The sequence below is a fragment of the Mesorhizobium sp. 113-3-3 genome, from assembly GCF_016756495.1.
Classification (GTDB): domain Bacteria; phylum Pseudomonadota; class Alphaproteobacteria; order Rhizobiales; family Rhizobiaceae; genus Mesorhizobium.
Genome location: NZ_AP023245.1, coordinates 82,304 through 103,326 on the forward strand (window position 1 = coordinate 82,304; position 21,023 = coordinate 103,326).

At 60.2% G+C, this 21,023-nt stretch carries 19 protein-coding genes and 1 pseudogene; 6 read left to right on the plus strand and 14 right to left on the minus strand.

Going from position 1 to position 21,023, the window contains the following annotated elements; genetic code table 11:
* Positions 1-107 precede the first annotated feature (107 nt).
* From JG746_RS36120 to JG746_RS36130, 3 genes are all read right to left on the minus strand, one after another.
* Positions 108-3,578 (minus strand): ATP-binding protein, encoded by a 3,471-nt coding sequence (locus JG746_RS36120; RefSeq protein WP_199200786.1) that lies wholly within the window; start codon positions 3,576-3,578, stop codon positions 108-110.
* A complete protein-coding gene (locus JG746_RS36125) occupies positions 3,575-4,834 on the minus strand; it encodes a metallophosphoesterase family protein (protein ID WP_199200787.1) in 1,260 nt (419 codons plus the stop codon). The genes JG746_RS36120 and JG746_RS36125 overlap by 4 nt, the downstream gene beginning before the upstream one ends.
* A 98-nt stretch (positions 4,835-4,932) precedes the next feature.
* Positions 4,933-5,076, minus strand: coding sequence for a hypothetical protein (locus JG746_RS36130; RefSeq protein ID WP_199200788.1), 144 nt, complete (start codon positions 5,074-5,076; stop codon positions 4,933-4,935).
* Between the two features lie 224 nt (positions 5,077-5,300).
* Between JG746_RS36130 and JG746_RS36135 the strand changes: the two are divergent.
* Together JG746_RS36135 and JG746_RS37515 are read left to right on the plus strand one after the other, a co-directional pair.
* Positions 5,301-5,534: pseudogene (locus JG746_RS36135) on the plus strand (hypothetical protein); the annotation flags it as partial.
* Complete coding sequence (locus JG746_RS37515) at positions 5,531-5,704, plus strand: RES domain-containing protein (RefSeq protein WP_446721252.1); 174 nt, start codon at positions 5,531-5,533, stop codon at positions 5,702-5,704. The pseudogene JG746_RS36135 and the gene JG746_RS37515, both read left to right, overlap by 4 nt.
* A gap of 100 nt (positions 5,705-5,804) precedes the next feature.
* Here JG746_RS37515 and scpB read toward each other — a convergent pair whose 3' ends face one another.
* Both scpB and JG746_RS36145 read right to left on the minus strand, forming a co-directional pair.
* Positions 5,805-6,530: an SMC-Scp complex subunit ScpB gene (gene scpB, locus JG746_RS36140; RefSeq protein ID WP_199200789.1), complete on the minus strand. Its 726-nt coding sequence runs from the start codon at positions 6,528-6,530 to the stop codon at positions 5,805-5,807.
* A 2-nt stretch (positions 6,531-6,532) separates the two neighbouring features.
* A complete protein-coding gene (locus tag JG746_RS36145) occupies positions 6,533-7,489 on the minus strand; it encodes a DUF1403 family protein (protein WP_199200790.1) in 957 nt (318 codons plus the stop codon).
* 167 nt (positions 7,490-7,656) lie between these two features.
* Here JG746_RS36145 and JG746_RS36150 point away from each other — a divergent pair, with 167 nt between their 5' ends.
* Entirely contained in the window at positions 7,657-7,791 is a 135-nt protein-coding gene (locus tag JG746_RS36150) for a type II toxin-antitoxin system VapB family antitoxin (RefSeq protein ID WP_199200791.1), read from the plus strand.
* A gap of 2 nt (positions 7,792-7,793) precedes the next feature.
* Positions 7,794-8,912 (plus strand): site-specific integrase, encoded by a 1,119-nt coding sequence (locus JG746_RS36155; protein ID WP_446721253.1) that lies wholly within the window; start codon positions 7,794-7,796, stop codon positions 8,910-8,912.
* Positions 8,913-8,950: 38 nt separating this feature from the next.
* On the opposite strand, the gene JG746_RS36160 is transcribed toward JG746_RS36155, so the two are convergent.
* From JG746_RS36160 to JG746_RS36185, 6 genes are all read right to left on the minus strand, one after another.
* Positions 8,951-9,469 (minus strand): RES family NAD+ phosphorylase, encoded by a 519-nt coding sequence (locus tag JG746_RS36160; protein WP_199200793.1) that lies wholly within the window; start codon positions 9,467-9,469, stop codon positions 8,951-8,953.
* Positions 9,466-9,855: an antitoxin Xre/MbcA/ParS toxin-binding domain-containing protein gene (locus JG746_RS36165; RefSeq protein WP_446721254.1), complete on the minus strand. Its 390-nt coding sequence runs from the start codon at positions 9,853-9,855 to the stop codon at positions 9,466-9,468. The genes JG746_RS36160 and JG746_RS36165 overlap by 4 nt, the downstream gene beginning before the upstream one ends.
* A gap of 167 nt (positions 9,856-10,022) precedes the next feature.
* Complete coding sequence (repC, locus tag JG746_RS36170; protein ID WP_199200795.1) at positions 10,023-11,228, minus strand: plasmid replication protein RepC; 1,206 nt, start codon at positions 11,226-11,228, stop codon at positions 10,023-10,025.
* A 153-nt stretch (positions 11,229-11,381) separates the two neighbouring features.
* Positions 11,382-12,347: a plasmid partitioning protein RepB gene (gene repB / locus JG746_RS36175; RefSeq protein WP_199200796.1), complete on the minus strand. Its 966-nt coding sequence runs from the start codon at positions 12,345-12,347 to the stop codon at positions 11,382-11,384.
* A 77-nt stretch (positions 12,348-12,424) separates the two neighbouring features.
* Positions 12,425-13,627, minus strand: a complete 1,203-nt coding sequence (repA, locus tag JG746_RS36180) for a plasmid partitioning protein RepA (protein ID WP_199200797.1) — start codon at positions 13,625-13,627, stop codon at positions 12,425-12,427.
* On the minus strand, positions 13,624-14,286 hold the full coding sequence (locus JG746_RS36185; protein ID WP_199200798.1) for a hypothetical protein: 663 nt from the start codon (positions 14,284-14,286) through the stop codon (positions 13,624-13,626). The genes repA and JG746_RS36185 overlap by 4 nt, the downstream gene beginning before the upstream one ends.
* 311 nt (positions 14,287-14,597) lie before the next feature.
* Here JG746_RS36185 and JG746_RS36190 point away from each other — a divergent pair, with 311 nt between their 5' ends.
* On the plus strand, positions 14,598-15,425 hold the full coding sequence (locus tag JG746_RS36190; protein ID WP_244731091.1) for a PRC-barrel domain-containing protein: 828 nt from the start codon (positions 14,598-14,600) through the stop codon (positions 15,423-15,425).
* 889 nt (positions 15,426-16,314) lie between these two features.
* Here JG746_RS36190 and JG746_RS36195 read toward each other — a convergent pair.
* Positions 16,315-16,842 (minus strand): YciE/YciF ferroxidase family protein, encoded by a 528-nt coding sequence (locus JG746_RS36195; protein ID WP_199200833.1) that lies wholly within the window; start codon positions 16,840-16,842, stop codon positions 16,315-16,317.
* Positions 16,843-17,409: 567 nt separating this feature from the next.
* Here JG746_RS36195 and JG746_RS36200 point away from each other — a divergent pair.
* Positions 17,410-17,691: a hypothetical protein gene (locus JG746_RS36200; RefSeq protein WP_202359597.1), complete on the plus strand. Its 282-nt coding sequence runs from the start codon at positions 17,410-17,412 to the stop codon at positions 17,689-17,691.
* Positions 17,692-17,716: 25 nt separating this feature from the next.
* Here JG746_RS36200 and JG746_RS36205 read toward each other — a convergent pair whose 3' ends face one another.
* Positions 17,717-19,723, minus strand: a complete 2,007-nt coding sequence (locus JG746_RS36205) for a sensor histidine kinase (RefSeq protein ID WP_244731092.1) — start codon at positions 19,721-19,723, stop codon at positions 17,717-17,719.
* 723 nt (positions 19,724-20,446) lie between these two features.
* A complete protein-coding gene (locus tag JG746_RS37525; RefSeq protein ID WP_244731093.1) occupies positions 20,447-20,617 on the minus strand; it encodes a hypothetical protein in 171 nt (56 codons plus the stop codon).
* Between the last annotated feature and the right edge of the window lie 406 nt (positions 20,618-21,023).

Consider the following 21,023-nt stretch of genomic DNA (forward strand, 5'->3'; position numbering starts at 1 on the left):
CTCCTTTCAGCCTAGACCAAACTGATCTCTAGGCCGACATGTGGCGCAAAGCGGTCATTGGCGATTCCATTTTTTCGAGAATGTGCGCCAGCAACAATGCGTCTGAATTACCGGAGCTCGTGGATGACCACGGTAGGGACAACCGACTTCGCAATCTCACACAGGTGTTTATGATGGGTGAGGTAGATCACCTGGCCCACATTAGCCATCTCACTGAACAGTCGGAAAACTTCCTCCGACCGGAGATGGTCAAAGGTTTCCATGATGTCGTCGGCGATGAACGGAACGGACGGCCTGAGCTTGGCAAACTCGTAATATCCGGCGAGGCGCAGAGCCAGGTAGAGCTGAAAACGCGCGCCTTTCGACAAAGCGTCTGCGACCTTCGATTGACCATCCCGCTGCGTGGCGATGAGGACCTCACCGCCCTTTACCGGCTGGGTCGTCAAGCCTGTGTACTGGCCGCGCGTGATCAGCGCGAACGCGTCGGAGGCCTGGCTCATCATTCCAGAGCGGTGGCGTTCGCGGTAGACCCGGAGCGCGCTTGCCGCCGACATGACACCGAGCTTCAATTCGATATAACGGGCAGCCTTCTCCTCGATTTCGAGAAGCACGGTGCGGCGCTCGGCATCGATGCGGGCAACTTGGCTGTCGCCGCCAATCGCGTCGAGCTTGTCGGTCGCTCGGGTACGCCGGACGAGTTGCTGTTGCAATGCTTCATCGAGGTCAGCGAGGCGCCGCTCGATTTCGGCCTTTTCAATTGCCAACTCGCCGAGATCGAGGCTCTCCAGCAATGAGCGCGCCTGGGCGAAGTCCTCAAGGGCGAGCTCCCTCGTCAGCCGTTCTTCTAGCTCGGCCACGGTGCTCTGCAGGCCGTCTCGCTCGCGAAGCTGTTCATCGCGCTCTGAGACCTCCGGCAGAGTTCTTACCCCAAAGGCATCGAGCACTTCTTGTTTCGTCGTGTCGTTTGCCGCGACCTCGCCTTTCAGCGCCTCCCGAACCTCGCGCAATGTCTGAACATCAAGGTGGAGATTTGCCCTCGCCTCTCGAGCACGCTCAGCTTGCTCGAGACGCTCTGTCAGCCTGACGCTAACCTGCTCTGGCGCCTCGTCGCTCACACACTCGCCGCCCTTCGCACCGAGTCTGGCCACCTCTTCGGCAAATGCAGTCCTGTCCGCCTCCATCTTGCGGATGCGGATGCGCATGGCCTCACGATCCTGCAGGGCCCTCGACAGCTCCGACAACTGGTCGAGCACACTGCCAAGGCCTGTCCCGGCAATGCCTTCTTCGAGCCAAGTGCCCTTCAGCGTTTCCTTGACCTCGGCCTGCCATGCACCCTCTCGCCTTTCGGCAATTTCAACAGCGAGCCGCCTGGCGGCCAGCTCCTCTTCTTTCGCGGCGATGCTCCTCAGCGCTTCAGCTCGTTCGGCATCGACCTTCGCCTGCCTATCGAGAAAGCGGTCGGCGGCTACAACCGTTGCTTCCAAGGCCTCACCAGCGTCCGGCTGAATTCCGACGCTTTGAAGAGCCGAGGCCAATGCGAGATGGATCCGCTCTCCCTCAGCTATTGCGCATTCAATCCGTGCGCGTGCGAGCAGAATGTCGTCCCAAGAGGCAAGCGCGTCAGCGCGTGCGGAAAGTCGCTCTTCGAGAAGTCCTATCAAAAGGTCGAGCGACTGTGCCTGGCAATCCTGAAGTAAGGCGCTAGCTGCCTCCTTGATTTCAGCGGACGCTATCTCTGCACGCTGCGACGCCCCGGCGAGCTGGCAGCTTGCGCGCTCAATTGCCGCTTCGGTCTCGGCAACCTTTTGTTTCACTGCGCGCAGATCTGCAAGCTCGCTTGCATGGGCCAATCGTCCAGCCCCGACATGATCATCCTTGGCCAATGCTGTGGCAAACAGGTCCGCGGTTTCAATCTTGAGGTCCGCCCGGTGACTTCGCCAGGCCTCGTCTCTCTCACGTCGTATGGCTGCGGCTGTTTCATCGTCAGCGAGATTGGCCGAGGCGCGGACAGCAGCCAACCATGACGAAGTAGTTATCCGACTTTGTTCATACTCAGCCAGACGCTCGGTGAAGACTGCCTTGTCCCTTCGAAGGTCCGCGGCCAGTGTTTTCCAGGCAGCCAACTGCGTCGGCGGCGGGACCGACATCTTCGAAAGCAGGTCGACATCTCCTGACCACGGCTGGAGGCGCCGCATCGCATCCGCCAGCCTTATTTGCCGCTCGGCCTCCACGGCGCGCGCCTCTCGAATTTCGCGTGTGTGACTACTCTGCTTCGCCCCCGACACGGCTGCCATCAGTCTGGCTCTTGCGGGCTCGGGCACTGCCCTCTCCGCGCCAACTCGGCCTCGCGCAGCGCTGAGCCGGTCGAGCGCGGCAGCGGCTTCATCGCGGGCCATCTGCAGGCTCGTCGTGATCCCGGAGCGTTGCTCGACCATATTGCGAAGGGTGCCTACCACAAAGGCAGGTAGAGTGAGCCGGGACGGATCCTGTTCGGCCGACCTTCCGAGCGCGGCGAGACAAGTCGCCACGACCTGGTCGAGCATCTGGACTTCCATCTTGCGGGTCGGCAGATCCATGCCCGCGGACAGATATCGCGCCTTGCGATCGGCAAGTCCTCGCACCTGCTCCGAGATCGCCAGCACAGCTTCATCGACAGCGATTGCTTCGATCTTTGCCTTCGCGCGCTCGATCTCATCGGCGTTGGCCTGGAGGCGGGTTCTCAAACGGGTATCCTGATCGATCAATTCCGCGACGCTGCCACTCCAGGTCCGGGAAGGAGACGGCATATCAGGCAGCTCAGCCAGCCTGCTTGCCTTGCGTTTTATTTCGGCAAGGAGCGGCGCGGCGCGCGCATATCGTTCGACGGTGGCGAGCCGCGCCGACAAGACCGCGCGTTCAGCCAGGCTGCGGTCATACTTGTCCTGGGCTTCCACCCTTTCCGCCTCGAGCGCCTCGAATGTCGAGGCCAGCGTGTCGATCGCCTCCTTGCGTAACTTGAGCTCCGCGAACCGCTTCTTCAGCAACGCGATTTCGGTGCTCTGGGCCTGTTTGCGATAAAGACCGTCTGCCTCCGTATCCAGTGCAGCCAGGACGTCGCTCGCATGCCCAAGCCCGGCGCTGGCAGTGAAAAGGAGCTTGCCGAGATCGCCACGCGATTCAAGGATCGCCCTGCCGCCCGCTTCCAGCGTCTCGTCATCGAGCGAGAACATGCTGCTGTAGGCATCGCGGGACAAGCCCGTGAGGTTTGCCGAAATGGCAATTTCGCTGAGCGGCCTGCCTTCAGCGTCGTGCAGGGAGTTACCGCGGCTTTTGGTGCGTGAGACGGCAAGCATCCGTCCGTCGAATTCCAGCAACCCGCCGATGCGCATGGAGCTGTATTCGTGCAGAAAATTATAGCGGCTGCGCTCCTCGATGCCAAAGAGCAGATCCAAATAGGCGGAAAGCGCTGTCGACTTACCGGCCTCATTCAGGCCGAAGACGATATGCAAATCCGGGGCCGAAGACGGCTTCTCCCCGAAGTCGATCGCTTTATCGGTAAACTTGCCATAGCGGGTCAAGTCAAGGCGACGCAATCTCATCGCGTCGCGCCTGCCTTGAGCCGGGCCGTGACCAGGTCTACGCTTCCGGCAAGCACATCGTCGAGAAACTGTTCGAGCCCTGCTTCGTCCTTGCCGGCGAAACGCCGCGCATCGGGCGGCAGGTCCGCGATCGTCTTCAACACGAATTCGCGCGCTTCGGATCGAAATGCTTCCGAGCTCGCATTGGAGCGCATTGATTGAGCGAGCTCCAAAGAGGGATCCGCCACATTGCCCAAACCTCCGACAGCGGAAGCCGAAAGATCAAACTCCAGCTTCTCCACCCAGGTGTCGCCCACCTGCTCCGCTGCCTGCTCGGCTTCTGCGACGGCCAAGTCCCGGTCGCGCATCAGCGACCATGAAAGGGCAGACGTGCCGACCAGGCGAAGGCGGGCAACAAGGTAGCGCGACCTGGCACCCTCCCGGAATTGCTCCAGCCCTGCTCGGACACGAATGATCGCCTCGCCCCATTCCGACACCCCGGTCAGATCGACACTCACCCGCTCGAACTGCGCGACACTGGTGAGCCTCTCCTCGATCTCGACCGAGCGATCATCGCGGATAGTGACCAGCGTGACCGATTTCTCGCCTGCCTCGTTGACGTCCCTACCCTGAGGAATCCCTGGCATGACGAGCGCGCTCGCACCGGAATACACCTGGCGAGCGTGAATGTGGCCAAGCGCCCAATACTCAAACCCGTGGCCGTGCAGGTCGGCGACGCTGCAAGGTGCATAAACATCATGGCCTGGGGAGCCGGCCAGGCTCGTGTGCATAATGCCGATGTTCGCAGCTCCCTCTTGCGGCGCGGCATATTTGGGCAGCAGGCTTTCGGGCGCCTTGGGGCTGGCGAAACTCAGACCATGGAACGCAACGTCCACCCCAGGGCCAGACTGGATCACGGATTGGCAGCGGCCGCCGAAAATGATCACCGTGTCGGGCAACACAAGCTGCTTCGTAATCCGCGACATGGCGTCGTGGTTGCCGCGGATCATGTAGACCCTGACGCCAGCTTGATGGAGACGCGCCATCTGGGATGCCAGAAAGCGTGCCGTCTTCATCGAAGTCTGGTCGCCATCGTAAAGATCACCGGCGATCACAAGCGCATCGACACGCTCCGCAAGGCACAAATCCACGATCGCGGTGAATGCCTGGCGGCTGGCATCTCCGACGAGCTCGGCAAGCTCAGCGTTGCGCAACGCCAGCGAGCGCAGCGGGGAGTCTAGATGAATGTCGGCGGTGTGTACGAATCGAAATGCCATTCAGATCTCCGGTCGCTGAACATACTGATGTTCTACGGCTCGATGAATGAATTTCACGACGGCGTTAGTTGAGCCGTTCTCTAGGGAGGTACACTCCGCTATGTCCTGGCCGCAAGATGTCCAAAGCCGTAAGGGTCCCCCGCGGCGATGGTGGTGACATCGTCGAGCGTCTTGCTGGAGGTCGATATCAATTCGAGTGTCGCCCCACCATGCAGCCGGCGCAACAACTCGGAGATCGCCATGTCGCTGCCAACAACCCTACGAAGGGAAAACCGACCGTGCGCGTTGCCAAAATGGCAAGCCCGCACTCGTCCATGCCTGCGTTGACGAGTTCTTCATAGGCCGTGCATGTGCGCGACGGGTGCGGCGGCGACCGCGACATTCGATCAAATTGAGCGCGCAGTTTCGCGACCCAGGAAACGTGGAGAAAGAAATGCTGCCGAACCGTTCGGGCCAGCGCCAAGGCAACACGCTTCGTAACCCGTCATCGGAGCGCTTGCAGGGTCGGATGCGCGAAATGGTGAAGGATATCTCGGCCGCGACGGAGCTCACCGGCGCCGTCGACAAGGCGATCTACTGGTATCGCAACGAACCTATCGCTGACTATGGCCATCACACGGCGGCCGAACTCGTCGCTGACGGTCAGGTCGAAGCGGTTCTGGCCTTCATCCGGGATCTCGAGAATGGGGCGCGCGGGTGAAAGTCACCCGCGTCGGCCCCGACGAGATCTTCCATCGCTATCTGACACCCAAATGGGCTTTCCTGCCCACAAGCGGTGCAGGCGCGGCGATGGACGGCGGTCGTTTCAACCTACCTGGCATCGAAGCGCTTTATGTGTCCCGTTCGGGCCTATCTTGTCGAAGGCGATAAGGTCACGGTCCATGATCCCGATCCCCGGCTGCCGCACGACCAGTCGTCCTGGCCGTGAGTGATCCACTGTCTCTGGGATCACAATGAGCTGACGCCCGCGTCACGGCGCTTGGTCCCCAACGACATCGTCCGTACCGTCGCCCTCCCCGCTAGCCAGCGCCAGCCCGGCTGGGATATCGCCGGCCAGCAGATTGTCCTTCGACAGCAGTCCGGCATCCTCCAGCGCCTCGAAATCCGGCAGCTGGCGCAGCGTGTCGAGCCCGAACTGCGACAGGAAGTTCTTGGTCGTCACATATGTGTAAGGCGCGCCCGGCTGCGGGTTGCGCGGCCCCGACGCGATCAGCTCCTGCGCGCGCAGCACGCCGATCAGATCGCGCGACACTTCCTTGCCAAAGAAGCTCGACAACTCACCCCGGGTGATCGGCTGAAAATAGCCGATGCACATGAGGACAAGCGCCTCCGCCTGCGACAGCTCTTTTTCCCCCTTGCCGCTGCGCTGGCCGAAGGCGGCGTGTATGACGTCGCCAAAAACCTTTTTGGTTCGGTGCTGCCAGCCGCCGGCGACCGAAACCAGTTCGTACGGGCGGCCGGCGAGCTCGGCGCGAATGTCGTCGATGATCAGCTCAAGATTGCACCTTTTACCGACGACGCGCGCCAGCACCTCGCGCGGCACCGGTTCATTTGCCGCGAAGATCACCGCTTCGACGCGGCCCATCCATTCGCGCCAGCGAAGTTCTTGCGGCAGGTGCTCAAGCTCAGTGTCGACCAGCATCGGCTGGACATCATCCTTGCCCCGCGGGCGTTCGGATCGGGCGGCCTCGCTCATCGCTAGAGCCCAAACAGTCGAAAGCTTGCGCGGCCGGACAACTCGTGCACGGCTTCGAGTTGTTGCAGCCGCTCGAACAGCCGCCGCGATGCAAAGCGCGACAGATTCTTCGTCGTCAGCGATCCAGAGATGGCGTCTTCACTGAGCAGCAGAAAGATTACGTCGCCAGCGCCTTTGGCGCGCAGTTTCGGCGCCACCGCCAGGAGCCTTTCGGCCCGGCGTGCCAGCTCGGCGGCCAACCGACAGGCGTCTGCGGCGGCAGCAACGAGCGCGACGCAAACCGCCCGCTCAAAATTCTTGTCCCCGGGCCGGATGCGCCGGCCACCGCCGGCCCCGATGCGAAAGGATGGTCCAAAAACCTGCGCCATTAGGAGCGGCAGGGGCTGCGGCCAGCCCAGGCGCTGCGCCAGCACCAGGTCGGCGAGCCACCAGCCAAAGAGTTCGGCATCGGGACGCATCGCGACGACCTCAGCGGTGATCGCCGCGGCGTCGAACGGCGCCGGACGCTGGGATACCTCGAGTTTTTCGACCTGGGAGCAAAGATCGGCGAGCACCCCGCCGTCCCAATGGAGGCCAAGCTGGTCAAGTATCTTTCCGAGCCGGTCAGGAGTAGCGGCGGGCGGCTGCCTGGCCAACTGCCGCCAGGCGCCAAAGACGACGCCGGCGGGGCCGGGATCACCACCTGGGGGACGCAAATGCCAGGCATCGCGCAAGGCGGCAGCGTCCTCGGCGCGGCCGGCAAGCCGCATGCTGGCGGCGGCGCAGCTAAGCGCCAGCCGCTGCCGCCAAGCGCCGGCCCATGCAGGCTGCGCGCGGGCGAGCGTGTCGAGGGCACCCAGGGCGGCCCCGGCCCGGAAGGCGGCGCCGCCGTCGCTCGGCGCGCCGGAGCTTGTGAGCGCCCAGGCCGGAACGGAGGGCGGCGCAGAGAAGCTGGCGGTCGCGGGATCGAGGCGAATCATGATCTGGAGAGTAAAGCGCCGGTGCGCTTTTTGCTATGATTGTTGCACCAAAACGCACAGCCTGTCGGCGTGACAAAACGAATGATAATCTTGCATTATCGCTCATTCTGGATAAGCTTGCCGATTCAGGTAGAAATTGCCGAAAAGGTAGAACCAAGGAGCCTGTCTTGCCCCTGAACATCCAAAATCCGGCAACCGTCGCCCCCGCCGACGAGCTCGCACGTCGCCGGGGCATCAGCAAGACAGCGGCTGTTCACCAGGCCGGCAATGCCTTCTTCAAGACAGATGTCGAGGCAGCATGACAATGACTGAGGATGGTCAGGACGCCACTGTGGCTTCCGGAGAGGACGATCTCCCCGACATCATCGACTTGGTCATGGAGATGGGGCGCCCGGCGAAGCAGGAGAAAGCCCCCTCCCCTATGGCAGACAGCATGGCACGGCTTCCCGCCCATCTTGACGCCCTCGCCGGCCGCGCCCGCGACTATATCGAGGCGGCGAGTTCAACCAACACCCGTCGTGCGTATGCTGCCGACTGGAAACATTTCTCGGCGTGGTGCCGGCGTCAGTCTTTTGACACCATGCCGCCGGATCCGCAGGTCGTCGGGCTCTATATCACGGCCCTGGCCTCTGGATCTGGAGGGGACAGGAAAGCGGTTTCGACGATCGAACGGCGCCTTTCATCGCTCACCTGGAATTTTGCCCAGCGTGGCCTCCTGCTCGACCGAAAAGATCGTCACATCTCAACCGTGCTTGCCGGCATTCGCAATACCCACGCAAAACCGCCGGCCCAGAAGGAAGCCATTCTGCTCGAGGATCTTATCGCGATGCTGGAGACGCTGGATCGCGGTACCCTGCGCGGTCTGCGCGACCGGGCCATGCTGCTTCTGGGCTTCGCCGGCGGCCTGCGCCGCTCCGAAATCGTCGGCCTCGACGTGGCCAGGGACCAGACTGAGGATTCGTCCGGCTGGCTCGAGATTTTGGACAAGGGCATTCTGGTGACCTTGCGTGGCAAGACTGGTTGGCGCGAAGTCGAGATCGGTCTTGGATCGGCCGACAGCACCTGCCCCGTGGTTGCCGTGGCGACCTGGCTGAAGCTCGGGCGTATCGTGCACGGGCCTGTTTTCCGCCGCGTGACCGGTAAAGGCAAGGCCGTCGGCGCCGAACGGCTGAACGCCCAGGAAGTGGCGCGGCTGGTCAAGCGCGCGGCACTGGCCGCAGGTGTGCGGGGCGATTTGTCCGAAAGCGAGCGGGAAATGAAGTTTTCAGGCCATTCGCTGCGTGCTGGTCTGGCCTCCTCGGCCGAGGTCGACGAGCGATATGTGCAAAAGCAGCTTGGCCATGCCTCCGCCGAGATGACCCGCCGCTATCAGCGCCAGCGTGACCGTTTCCGTGTCAACCTCACCAAGGCAAGCGGATTATAGGCTGGGACCCAGTCCCCTCCCCTGCCCTTACGAGCACGCTATGACCAAGACAACTGGTCCTTCGGCAACCTGCCGCTCGGATCGAAGACAGTTACTTTATGCGGAAGGTCCGGACCCCAGTCCCAAAGGACCAGGTTACGATCCTCGTCCTGGGCACTTGGCGCGAAGCTTGGGACCACAATTCCAGCAACATGGCGAGACCGCAGCCGGTCATAGATGGACCACGACGCCGGGCGCTCTGCGTCGCCCAGAGCCGTCGCCCAGGCGCAGGCCATGTCCTCGAGCGCGATGGTGAATTCACCCCTGGCCTCTTCCGTTGTCAGATCCACGATGTCGTCGCAGTCGACCTCATAGGAGCAAAGGACACAGGGATCGATCCGGTGCGCCAAGCCTTGGTTGGCTTCCTTGACCGCCGTCATGATTGTCAGCCCCAGATAGAGGGCCGGCACGCCTTTGGGGTTGAACCGGGCGCCTCTCATCGCCGCTCCATCACCGGAAGTCGGCTTGAAGGCCCAGCGTGGATCGTGTGCCCTGTAACAGGTTCTGACGAACCTCACGCAAAACCACCAACGGCCATGTGATCGAGATAATCACGGACCGCGGAGGCCTTGCCATCCTTCACCAGCGCTTCGGCAGTGCGTCCGCCAAATGCCGGAAGCGGCTGAGCCCGATACCAGGCCATTGCCTGTTCCTTGCCGCCTGCCCAACCGCTCACGCGGCTGATGATTTCGAGCATTTCGCGCAGACGCCCCTGGGTCTTTACCGCAGCACTTCGCTTCGAGCGATAGAGTGTCTCACGCGCAAGACCGGCGGTCTGGGCCAACTGACCCTTGGACATGCCAAACCCATCCGCCACCTGCTCGATCGCAATCTTCCCGTTCCGGTCCATATAGGACAAGATGAGAGGCCCATTCTGCTCGGCTATCTTGAGTGCTTGGCCCACAGCTTTTATCCACCATATCGGGAGTCATGTTTCTTGTGCAAAAGATATGGCATTTCCGGACAGCTTTCAAGCCCGGAGCCCGCCGGCGATAGGTGGTCGCATGCCGTGACCTATCCAGGCGCCCTTGAGCAGCGCCGAGCAGCCTGCCCCAAGAACCCTGTAACCAATCATCCCGTCATCCTCGCTGCCGCGCCATTGGCCTTGAGCGCGGCCATCAGCATCGGTCCGACCGAGAACTCCCCTGCCCTCGCCTTTTCCGTCAGCACGCGCAGATAGCCACCGGCCGAATTGATGTGCTGTGCCCGCTGCAGAATACACGCAATCACGATCGCGGCGACTTCCTGACCCATCACATGGCAAGCCTCCTCATAGGCTGACGGTGAAACGCCAAGGTAGCCGCGCACCTGGGCCGCGGTGAGCATCAAATCGCGCCAGTTGGCGATTCCGTCGAACGCATAGTCCGCAATCTCGGGGCAGGCCCTCAGCACCAGTCCAATCGGATAGCTTTTCAACCGCTCGTCCGGTGCCGGTCTTGGCTCAACGGCCGCCCTGCTTTTTTCGAAAGCCGGTTCAAATACAAAAATGGAGTCTGTGTTTGAATCAGATTGCTGCCGCTCAGTTTGGGACTCATTGCCGCCAGGATTCGTGGAATTCGTAATGCTTTCCAGCATCCTATCCACTTCATCATGGAGTACGGTCAGCTCGGCAACGATCCCTTCAAGCTGTGACCGCCCTGCCCTGCGCGGAATTGCATCCACGATGGACCGAAACCGCCTACAGACGCTGCCCCAGTCGCCAGGAACCCCTTCCTCGATCGCCGCCTCGACCAGCTTCTGGACGTCCCTGCGATGCAGCGTGATCCGCTCCCGCATCAATTTCAGCGCCAGGCACTCGGCGCGGACCTGCTCGGCGGCGCGCTGAAACTCCGCGGCCCGTGTCAGCAGAGGCGCCAACGAGAATCCGAAGGCTTCCGTGACAGCACCGCCCTGCCCCTTGCGAGCGAATCTCTTGCCGTTCGGACTGTCGCGGCGAATGATCAGGCCGCAACTCACCAGCTCGGCCAGGTTCCTTCTCAGCGTTGAATCGGCCATGCCGTGCGCCCGCAAAGATAGCTGTGCGTTCGACGGGAAGACCATCAAGCCGTTTTCCTCGCTGATCTGGTCGTCAGGATAGAACGTCAACAGCCCGCTCAGCACCGCCAGGGCACGATCGCCAACGCCGACAATCGACTTGCCCTCGCATAGCCACCGGTAGACCTGCCATTTCTCAACGGTGGCCCCTTCCGGAATCTGCCGCGACGCGGCATTGGCCTTCACCAAGGCAAGCGTCATCGGCCGCCGCCCAAAGGGCGTCGTCGCAAACCCACTCTCCATTTCCCTCACCTTTCACGAAGGCAAAAGAAACCTGCTCGCCGAAACGGCGCCACGACTCTTGACAGTGATTCGGGGAAGTGCGATTCTCAGCTTGCTACAGACGAGAAGGGCTTCCGCGACGGCGACGTTCGGGGGCCTTTTTCTTTTGCGGTTTCAGTCTCCCGTTTTCTTTGACATTTCCGATCGCCGGAAAGCTTCGAAAAGCTCGTCCAGCCGTTCGGTGATGAAAGCACCGAACGGCGAGGCTTCCCTCGCTTTCAGGGCAAGCGTGAACACTTTTCCGGTGTCGGTGATCTTGGCCCGCACCGAGCTGTCCTGCGGCGCCCAGTCCTTTTCTCGTGTCTTGGGCGCAGCCCGCGAGCGTTTCGCCGGCGCGCTCAGGAAGTCGAAAAGGAGCGCAAATCGTGCGTCACTGCTTGGCCCCGCGAAACCAGCGCTCTTCACATAGTCTGCCGCCCTGCCCGCGTTCCCTGGATGCTCCATGAGCTTGGCCAGTTGCCACCATCTGTCCCGACCGACGGCCTTGGCCGCGCCAACCGCCACGATGACTGGCTCGGGAATATTGCCGGTCACGGAGCGCATCTTCGAGAAGGTCGTGTCATCGAGCGCCAAAGCGGACTTCACCGTGTCCGAGGTGTGGCCGCGCTTGAGAATGCGATCGGCAAACAGGGTCCTTTCGATGAAGGACAAATTGGCCCTGGCGGCATTCTCCTGGCCCTGGGCGATGACATGGTCCTCGTCGCCCATCTTCTTGACGACGGCGCGGACCGGCCTTCCCAACTGGCGGGCAACCTTGACGCGGCGATGGCCGAATACTGTCTGGAATCGCCCTGAAACCTCCGGATGCGGTCTGACCAGGATCGGAGAATCCTGGCCTCTTTCCCGAATTGCCGACAGCAACTCCTGATACGCCTGATCGTCTTCTTCCAGGCGGTCCGAGACGAACGAGGTGTCAACCATGGCCGGATCGAGATCGACGACCGAACTCTTGGAGAGCTCCTCGAAGGATTGCATGATCGAACGGGAGGCGCCACGAACGGCATATCCCGATACATCCTTGCTATCGGCCACCGCAGCGACGGGACCCATCACACTGCCGAAAATATCCTTGCGGGCCATTCAACCGCCTCCACATAAGGCTAGCGATCTGATTTTACGAACAAAATAGCCCATTTTTACTGCCGTAAAGTTCGCCATCACGAGCGACCCCACGCACGATGGATGAGGGTGACGACCTCAGCATTCACCGCGTCAAGCGACTCCAGGGCGCGGTCATATGTGGATCGGGTGAAGGCAGACTTCTCCACCTCGTAAAGCGTCTGCTTGGTGAGGCCCGCATCCGAAATCGCCGTCGACTTCAACATCGGGTTTTCCAGGATCTGGCCGGCAAGCATCGACTGCATGAAGCCCACCATCTGCGCCTGCGGAATATCGGTCGGTTCGTAGCGCGTGATCAGGTAGCGAAACCAGTCGAGTTCGATCGCGGCGCCGGCGGCCTTGATGGTCTTCAATATGCCGCCAAGCATCAGCAGGAACTGGCTCATCGACATGAGATCGAGCATCTGCGGATGCACGGTAATGAGCACCGACGTCGCCGCCGACATTGCCGTCAAAGTCAGATAGCCAAGCTGGGGCGGGCAATCGACAACGACAACATCGTACCGGTCGTCAACTTCCGAAAGCGCCTTGGCCATGCGCGTGAAGAACTGGCGGCCGGCATTGGAGGTTTTGTCCTGCATGGCGAGTGGGGTGTCGTACTCGTATTCCTGCAGCTCGAGATTGGCGGGGATGATGTCGAGACCGGGGAAATTTGTCGGTATGATCACGTCCGCGACCGATCTGCGTTCATCGTCATACCTGATCGCTTCATAAAGCGAGAGGTTGCGATCGAGCTCGGGCTGGAAGCCATGCAGTGCGGACAGCGAAGCTTGCGGATCAAGATCGATCGCAAGAACCCGATGACCGGTCAGCGCCAGGTGCTGGGCGAGGTGGGCAGCCGTGGTCGTCTTGCCGCTGCCGCCTTTGAAATTGACCACCGCGACCACCTGGAGCTTATCGCCAAGCTTGCGGTGCGGAACGTATTTCTTGACTTCGGTCCTGCCATGCTGGTCCAGGAACTGTCTGAGCTCGAGCATCTGTGTAGCCGTGTAGGAGCGACGGCCGGAAGGACTTTGGTCAGGCAATGGCCCCTTGCCTTCGAGATGCAGACGCTTCAGATTGTTCTGCGAGACCCCGAGGTAGTGAGCGACCTCCGCCATCGAGAATGTGCGCAGCGTCTTCGTCGCATTGGGCGGAAATTTCTCCATCCGAAGTTGGTTCAACCGCCGGGAAATCTCGGCGCCCTGTTCGAGGATTTTGTCATCGAACTCGAAACGTGGCAGGCGCATGGAAACATTCATTCTCGTCGAAACCTGAATTGGCGCTTTTTGTTAGCAATGCCCACAAGAAGCGCCATTAAGCTCCGATTCGGACTTACCGGCAAGAAGTTTTGGGTTAACAAAAGGTTAACGCTGGCCAAACCACGGGCAATCGCGCGCAAAGCATCCATAAATTTACCGCAGTAAAAACACCGCAGAACGATATTGAAAACAGAGATTTGCGCGGGCTGGAAGCGACCACTCGACAAGGCAACCATCGCAGCTGTGATGATGTTGCCAGGACCGCTACGTTCAGCGACGGATGTCGCGGAGGTCTCGGTTTTGAAATTGGCGGGGAGGGCAGGATTTGCGTGTGAGGATTTGTCTCGGCAGTTCGGCACTGGCGGCGTCGAACGCGGAAAGGCCGCCAATGTGTAAGGCGGCCGCTGCGTGCAGAGCCATGGTGCGGGAAGGGCCGGGGACGGGCACTTCCGAAGTCGTTTAGGGGATGAAGAATTTGCCAGTATCCTTCGGCGATCGTGAAATCCTTGTTTGACGATTAAGTTAGCCTTGTTGGCATGCCACGTCAGGCCATCCGTGTTCACCAGATAGAGCGCAAAGGCACCGTCTTCGAGAAAATCCTGATAGTCGAAGTTACGGGCTAGGACGGCTGCCGCCTGGGTGGTTCGGCGGTCGTTCACTCTTGACACGCCCCGCGGCGAAACCGGACCTAACGCACCGTCGAAAATCGTTCCAAGCCGCTGGCTGCATTGTTTGGCACGAACCCACCTTCAGGGGTGAAAGACGACTGGGTCGACGTTCTCGACATGCGCGCAATTTGTGCTGAGGGACTTGCCGATTTGCTCGGGCCCGGCCCCCACAGGGCACCTTCTTCGGGGTGTCGTGGGAACCTCGATGAACGCAATTCCGTTGATGATGCATCAAGTTGCGTCTTGTCGGGAAAACGGACAGGGAGCGCGCAACGACATCGACAACACAAAGAATAACCACGATGAGCTACAAAACTCTCACTGCTGCCACCGCACTTGCAACCCTCATTGCCTCAGGGGCATTTGCCGCGAACGTCGTGACATCGGCGCCCGCGGATAACAATGCTGCGACAACTGCCGCGGTTGCCCCAAATGGCAGCCTTGTCTCCAAAATGATAGGCGCTTCAGTTTACAACGGAACGGATGCTAATGCTCAGACGATCGGCAAGGTCAATGACGTTCTCCTGGCCAAGGACGGCAAGGCCCAGTCGCTCATCATCGGCGTCGGGGGCTTTCTCGGCATCGGTGAAAAGAATGTCGCTTTCGACTTCAACAAGGCCCAGTGGGCCGAAAAGGACGGCAAGCGCTGGCTTGTGATCAAGACCACCAAGGAAGACCTGGAGGCTCAGCCGAACTTCGATACCAAGGCTTACGATCCAACCACGGCTTCCAGCGCTGCCCCCGCAGCGACGGTGGCGCCTGACTCAAACACCACTGGGGCGGTCGACAAGACGGCACTGACCGCCGTCCCGATCGACAAGGTCCGGGCCGAGGATCTGGTCGGCACGACTGTCTATGGCGCCAACGACGCCAAGGTTGGAAAGATCGGCGACGTTGTCCTGACAGGCGACAAAAAAGTCGACGCCGTGCTGATCGATGTCGGTGGGTTCCTCGGCATGGGCGCCAAGGAGGTGGCCATTGGCATGAACAATCTCAAGTTCATGACGGACAAGTCAGGAAATCGGTACCTATACACGAATTTTACAAAAGAGCAGTTCAATGCCCAGCCGGCCTATGAAAAAGGCACTTACGCAAGCGCGCGGGACAAACAACGTATGATTGCAAACTAAAGTTTCTTTGATCTATCCGTTAAGTGGATCTTCGCGGCCCGGTTCGTATCGACCGGGTCGCAGGTGATCATGCGGAGGCGGAGTAGTCTTGTGCTTCGCGCAACTTTGTTGGCAAGGTACCGCATCCTCCAAGACCGGGTCTCCGTTAGCGCCCCGACAAGACGTTCAAGAGTCTTGAAGTTGTCCAAATCCTCGTATGGCGTCAGATGCAAGTTGGCCGGGACGCCTCTCAGCTCGGCTTATCATGGGCTTTCATCGACGGTTGGTAAGCTCGCCATGTTGGACCCGGCCCTCGCACGGCGTCGCGCTCGGCGCGCAAACGCAATCTGGTGCGCGTGCAGGTAGTGGAGGCGCAGTTCGCGATCACCCACCTCTTCGGAGGTGTGGGAACTTCATTATTGAGCTTCAAGGCGCTAGATCTTTGGCAGCACGAACCACGCTCACGGAAAGGTTCCGATCGCGCAGTCAGGCTGCTCTCGATGGACTGTCCTGCGTGGCGCCCCTTCCCAGCACAGCAGGTCGACCATGCGATCGGCGACACTCGCACGGCATTGATCGTCGACCCCGGAGTACCCCCTTTGGGCGCCCGTCCGATACCGACGCAGCCGCTGGCTGTTTTTATTTGCCGGATATTCGCGGCGGCCGGCGCCATGCGTTAAGCATCGGATGGCGGGGTCTGCCACGCCGGAGAGTCGATCGTGCGGAGGGTACGCCCTATCGGCGAAAAAAGGCGCTCGACGAGATGATTTATGCCAACGCCAGTGGTGCTACGACTTGGACCTCAGATGATAGGCTTTGTCTCTGGGCCTAGGTAGGGATGTCCGTCGACGCGCAGGGCGTACGAACCGGCGGGGGAGGGGTTCCCAACGGGACCCCTCGAATGACCGGATCAGGCAGCCTGCTGTTCGGCAGCGCGATCGTTCACGCCCGCCTCGCCAAGAGACGTCAGTGCTTCGTCGGTGGCTTTCTCTTCTTCCAGGTTGGCGTTGAGCAGTTCCGCCACGTCATCCCTACCAAGAGATGTCGCCCACGCAATCAAAGTGCCATAGCGCGCGATCTCGTAGTGTTCGACGGCCTGCGCGGCGCCTACCAGCCCGGCGTCCAATGAGACCGAGCCTTTGTAGTCCTCGAGAATCTCCGAGCCTTCCTCAAGTATGCCATCGATGGCGGGACAGGTTTTGCCTCGGGCCGGCGTGCCGAGAATCTCGAATACTTCTTCCAGCCGTTCGACTTGGCCTTCGGTCTCAGCAAGATGCTTTTCAAAGGCGGCGGTGACCTGCTGGTCGTCCGCACCCCTTGCCATCTTCGGCAACGCCTTCAAGATTTTTTTCTCCGCATAGTATATATCCTTCAGGCCATCGAGAAACATGTCCTCAAGGCCTTTGTTTCCGGCGGTTGCCTTCTTCGTAGCTGCCATTGTGATGTTCTCCTTGTTCATGAACCCATTGCGGGTTCCCAACTTCATTGGACACGCGAGGTTCCATAGCAATTGACACGGGGCGGCCTTTTGGTGGCGACCTCTCACGTAGCAGTTCTGGGACACATCGGGCCAAGCGTCGACGAGCCCTGCAACGGGATGAGATGACTTGAGCTCTCGCTGGTGGCAGAAACCGCGCTACAACGATCCAATATTTCCCTGCATCAAGCGGCCATATTGGACAGCTCTGGAGCCGAGAGATAACAAACGACGTTTCAATAGTCGATCTCATACCTGCCGGTAGCTGCGCTTGAGTCAAGGGCGGGTGTAGCCGCGCTCCGGATGATAATCATCAAGCTTCTCGACGCCACTCCACAAGATGGCATCCGACCACCGCTGATCCCCAGAAATCCCTGCTTCGGGGGGGACCAGTGTGGATTAATCGTGCGTTGGGCTCTTTACGCGCCCCCGAGCGGACCGCGCCAAAAATACCGATTTCACGAGTGCCGGGGGAACACATTTCGATGTCCGGCGTTGCTGGCGCTACTCCAGGGGAATCGAATTCTGATGCTGCTTGCCGTGCAGAACTCTATCTCGGCGGCCGTCCTGGCAGCCAGGAGCGATGAGGTCGACATTTTTGGCGTGATCGACCTTACCAATTGCTGCGAAACCCGGATCAGCAAAATCACCTTGGGGCTGGCCATTCAATTTGTGGCTAACGCCACAGTCCTTGGGTACGACGTCCGCGGGGCCATGGTTTTCTATGGTGAACCGGGAACTCCGAGTCTTAGGTCAAGAGACTGTGATCGACTGTGGGCGCAATTTGGCGGTGCGCTCGTTCGGCCATGACGACAACTCCCGCTCGGTTTGCCTTCTAATGAGACAAGATTACCCGCAACTCACAGATCAATCCCGATTCTTCAAATTTCAGCGTTACGCTACCTGACTTGTCCGAATCAAATACCCTCTCTAGGAGCTGTGTTCCGAAGCCCTTACGGCCGCCTGGCCCAACGCGCGGGCCTCCCGTCTCGCGCCAATTCAGATCAAGACAGCGATGATCCTTGTGGGCGGTGAGCCTCCAGCGGATGCAAACCCGGCCCGTGGCATTCGCCAACGAGCCGTATTTGATCGCATTGGTCGTAAGCTCATGAAATGCCAAAGCCGCCGAAAGGGCGATGTTCGGCGGGAGCCACACCGGCTCGCCGCTGATCTGGAATCGCTCAAGCGGGGCGTGCGGCATGATCGTTCCCAAAATCAGGTCATTCAGGTCGGCCCCACTCCAGTTCTGCTGCGTGAGGAGGTCGTGCGCCTTTGCCAGCGAGATGAGTCGGCTAGACAGTGTCTGTCGCGCCTCGGTCAAACTAGTGGCATTGCGGATGGTCTGACTCGCAATGGATTGGACAACGGCAAGCGTGTTCTTGACGCGATGGTTAAGTTCATTGGCCAGCAGTTTTCGGTGCTCTTCGCCGCGCTTGCGCTCGGTAATGTCCAGGCTGATTTGTACCGCGCCAAGGATTGCGCCATCGGGATGGCGAATTGGCCGTGCGCTTGAGAGCAGGAAGCGTTCAACCCCCGAAGGCAAGATGTATGCAAACTCTTCCTGGTCGACCAGTTCTCCACGCATCGCCCGGCTCAGCGGCCGATCCTCTCGGCTGACTACCTGACCATCCTTTACCGCCACTGTGTCGATTACGTGCTCTGGCTGGCCAAAGGATGTTAAAGTTTCTGTCGGCAACCCCATCAGTTCAGTCGCAAAACGATTCCGGATAACCTGAAGCGCTTTCGGATCATAGGTGAACCATACCGCTGCAGGGACAGTGTCCAAGACCGCTTCCAACTCGGTTCTTCGTGTGGCAATGGCCCGCTCTGCATCAACCATTGCATCGGCAATGGTGGCAAACTCGGCGATTGAGGAATGCAGAGGCTCGACCTTTCGTCCGTGGCCCAGCGCTTGGGCGCGCGCCGAAAGGTCGGCGGTTGCTCCGACAAAACGTTTGGCGAAGATATATCCCAGCGCCATGGAGACAAGGAGCGAGAGAAGGCCGATACCGCAAATTGCGATCAAGACGCGCCGGAGCGGAGCCTTTGCAGCTGAAAGCGGTAAATTGGCTGTAAAGAACCAGTCGGAATACGAAGACCTGTAGTAGCCTGCCAGAAGGGTGATGCCTTCCAGGTTGCGAGACGTGAAGCTGCCGGACCGACCAACGACTTTCTCAACATATTCGGGCAATCCCGGCTTGCCGGTCATCTCTTCATGCAATCTGGAACGGGCGACGAAGTGTCCTTGATGATCGCCAATCCCGACCGTCCAGCCGTCTGGAACTGCCGGCATCATTACATTGTGGATGCGCGAAGTCGGGACGGATATTGAAAGGATAAGGTCCTCGCCTTTGGGAGCCGGCACCCGCACGCCGACGGCAATGCGATAGTCCTTCGACCCCGCTGCGGCGAAGACATCACTTACGAAAAGACCCGAAGTCTGCAACCTTTGGCGGTCATGGTCCGTGAGCGGCTCTAGGGGCGGGAGGCTAGTCCCATAGCCAATTTCGGTGTTCATCAGCTGGTTGCGGCCCAGATCGCGCAGGATGATGACACGGTTCGTGCCCCATACTAGATTGACCGCTTGGTCATGAAAGGCCTGCAAATCGCCTTTAGAAAGAGCGGTCGATTTTGACAAGCCATTGAGGACCGTTTGAAGATTGAAGAGTTCGCCTTCAACCACGAGCGAAACCTGCCTGGCCGTCTGCACAGCCTCGTGTTCGATGCGGTCTTGCTCCCGAAGCGCGAATTGAACCAGCAAATAGGCCGCAAATAACCAGACGGGCACGATCGCAGCAGCGATCAGTCCAAGCAGGTGCAATCGAACGGATCGAGGTTGCAAGCCGAACCCTCCGCAGCCTCTGGCTTATGCCAGCATAATGCCAAGGCGGCGAACAGCAAGGTTTGTTAAAGCGAATGTTTGAAAGCATTTTGGGCTAGCGTGGCATGTAGGATTCTCTGGGCCTCTCGTCGGCGCAAACAGGCTTTGCCCGCTGTCAGAAGTTGAAAGGGGGCCTTGCCAATCTTGTGGTTCTGTCATCCACACCGAAGTTGCGGCACAACTCTATCGGCAACTTAATGATTTTCGCCCCGTCTTCAGGGGCAGGCGGTCTATGCCCCGGGCCCTTGCTGATAGAGGACCTGGTGTAAATCGCGCCGATCGACCGACGCAGTAGGGGAAAGCAGTAGAAATGGTCTTCCTCTCATGCCGGTTCGCCAGCGTGGCGCTTGCCGGGAATAGACGGGCCGGGGTCTGAAAGCTTGGTCATAGCGCGTCATCGGGGTCCAGTTCATTAGGACAAGACCCGCCCTCGATTCAGTGGCCAAACCTCGACCACGCCATGCGCGACAGCGCAGGAAACACGCGAAATTTTATCGATGGCGTCCGAAAGGTCAGCCGCTTCGATCACGGTAAAGCCGGCTATCGGCAGGTCCGACGACATGAAAGCACCATCGAGCGTGTCAACTCCCGACGCGTCCGGATTTCGGACCTGAACGGGCGTCCCCGCCCTTCAGGACAGACGCCCCCGAAAACCTCGCAATGGCAATCAGCCGCCTGCTCGGCTCATACTTCGTCGAAGCGGCTTCCTTCGTTCGAAGGATCGCGTGACAAAACTCCCTCCTCTTCGTCATCGGGCAACGCTTCGTCGCTGTTTTGGTAAGCGTTGTCGTCATCTTCTTCGGGAAGTGTTCCGTCCCTCTCCGTCGCACCATCAGCCTCGCCCTCGGCCGCCACGATGCTGGTGCCTACGACCGCATTCCAGTTCTGCTGCTCGCTAGCCGGCGCGCCGGTCCGATCTTGCTGAGCTGTTCACTCATTGCGCGACTCCATGGAGATCTCCACGATTTGATTGGGGCCTTTGCGTTAGAGAAACCGCCCAGGCGACGGGAGGGTCCAGCGCGTCCGATGCCGCAGCAGTCGAATGGAACCAAGCCAGGCTTGGACTGGCAATCTCAGAAGCGGTAAGCCTGTCTGGTATGCATACCGCCCGCCGTCCATTCCTGCGAGGCGGCTGACACGACACGTTAAGACCGATGTGCGGTCGTTGGCATGGGCATCAGCGGCCGATGATGGCCGAGGCGCTGACGCGAGATGGACTTTGCGTGGTCTGACGACCGGTGCGGACCGTTGAAGGATCGAC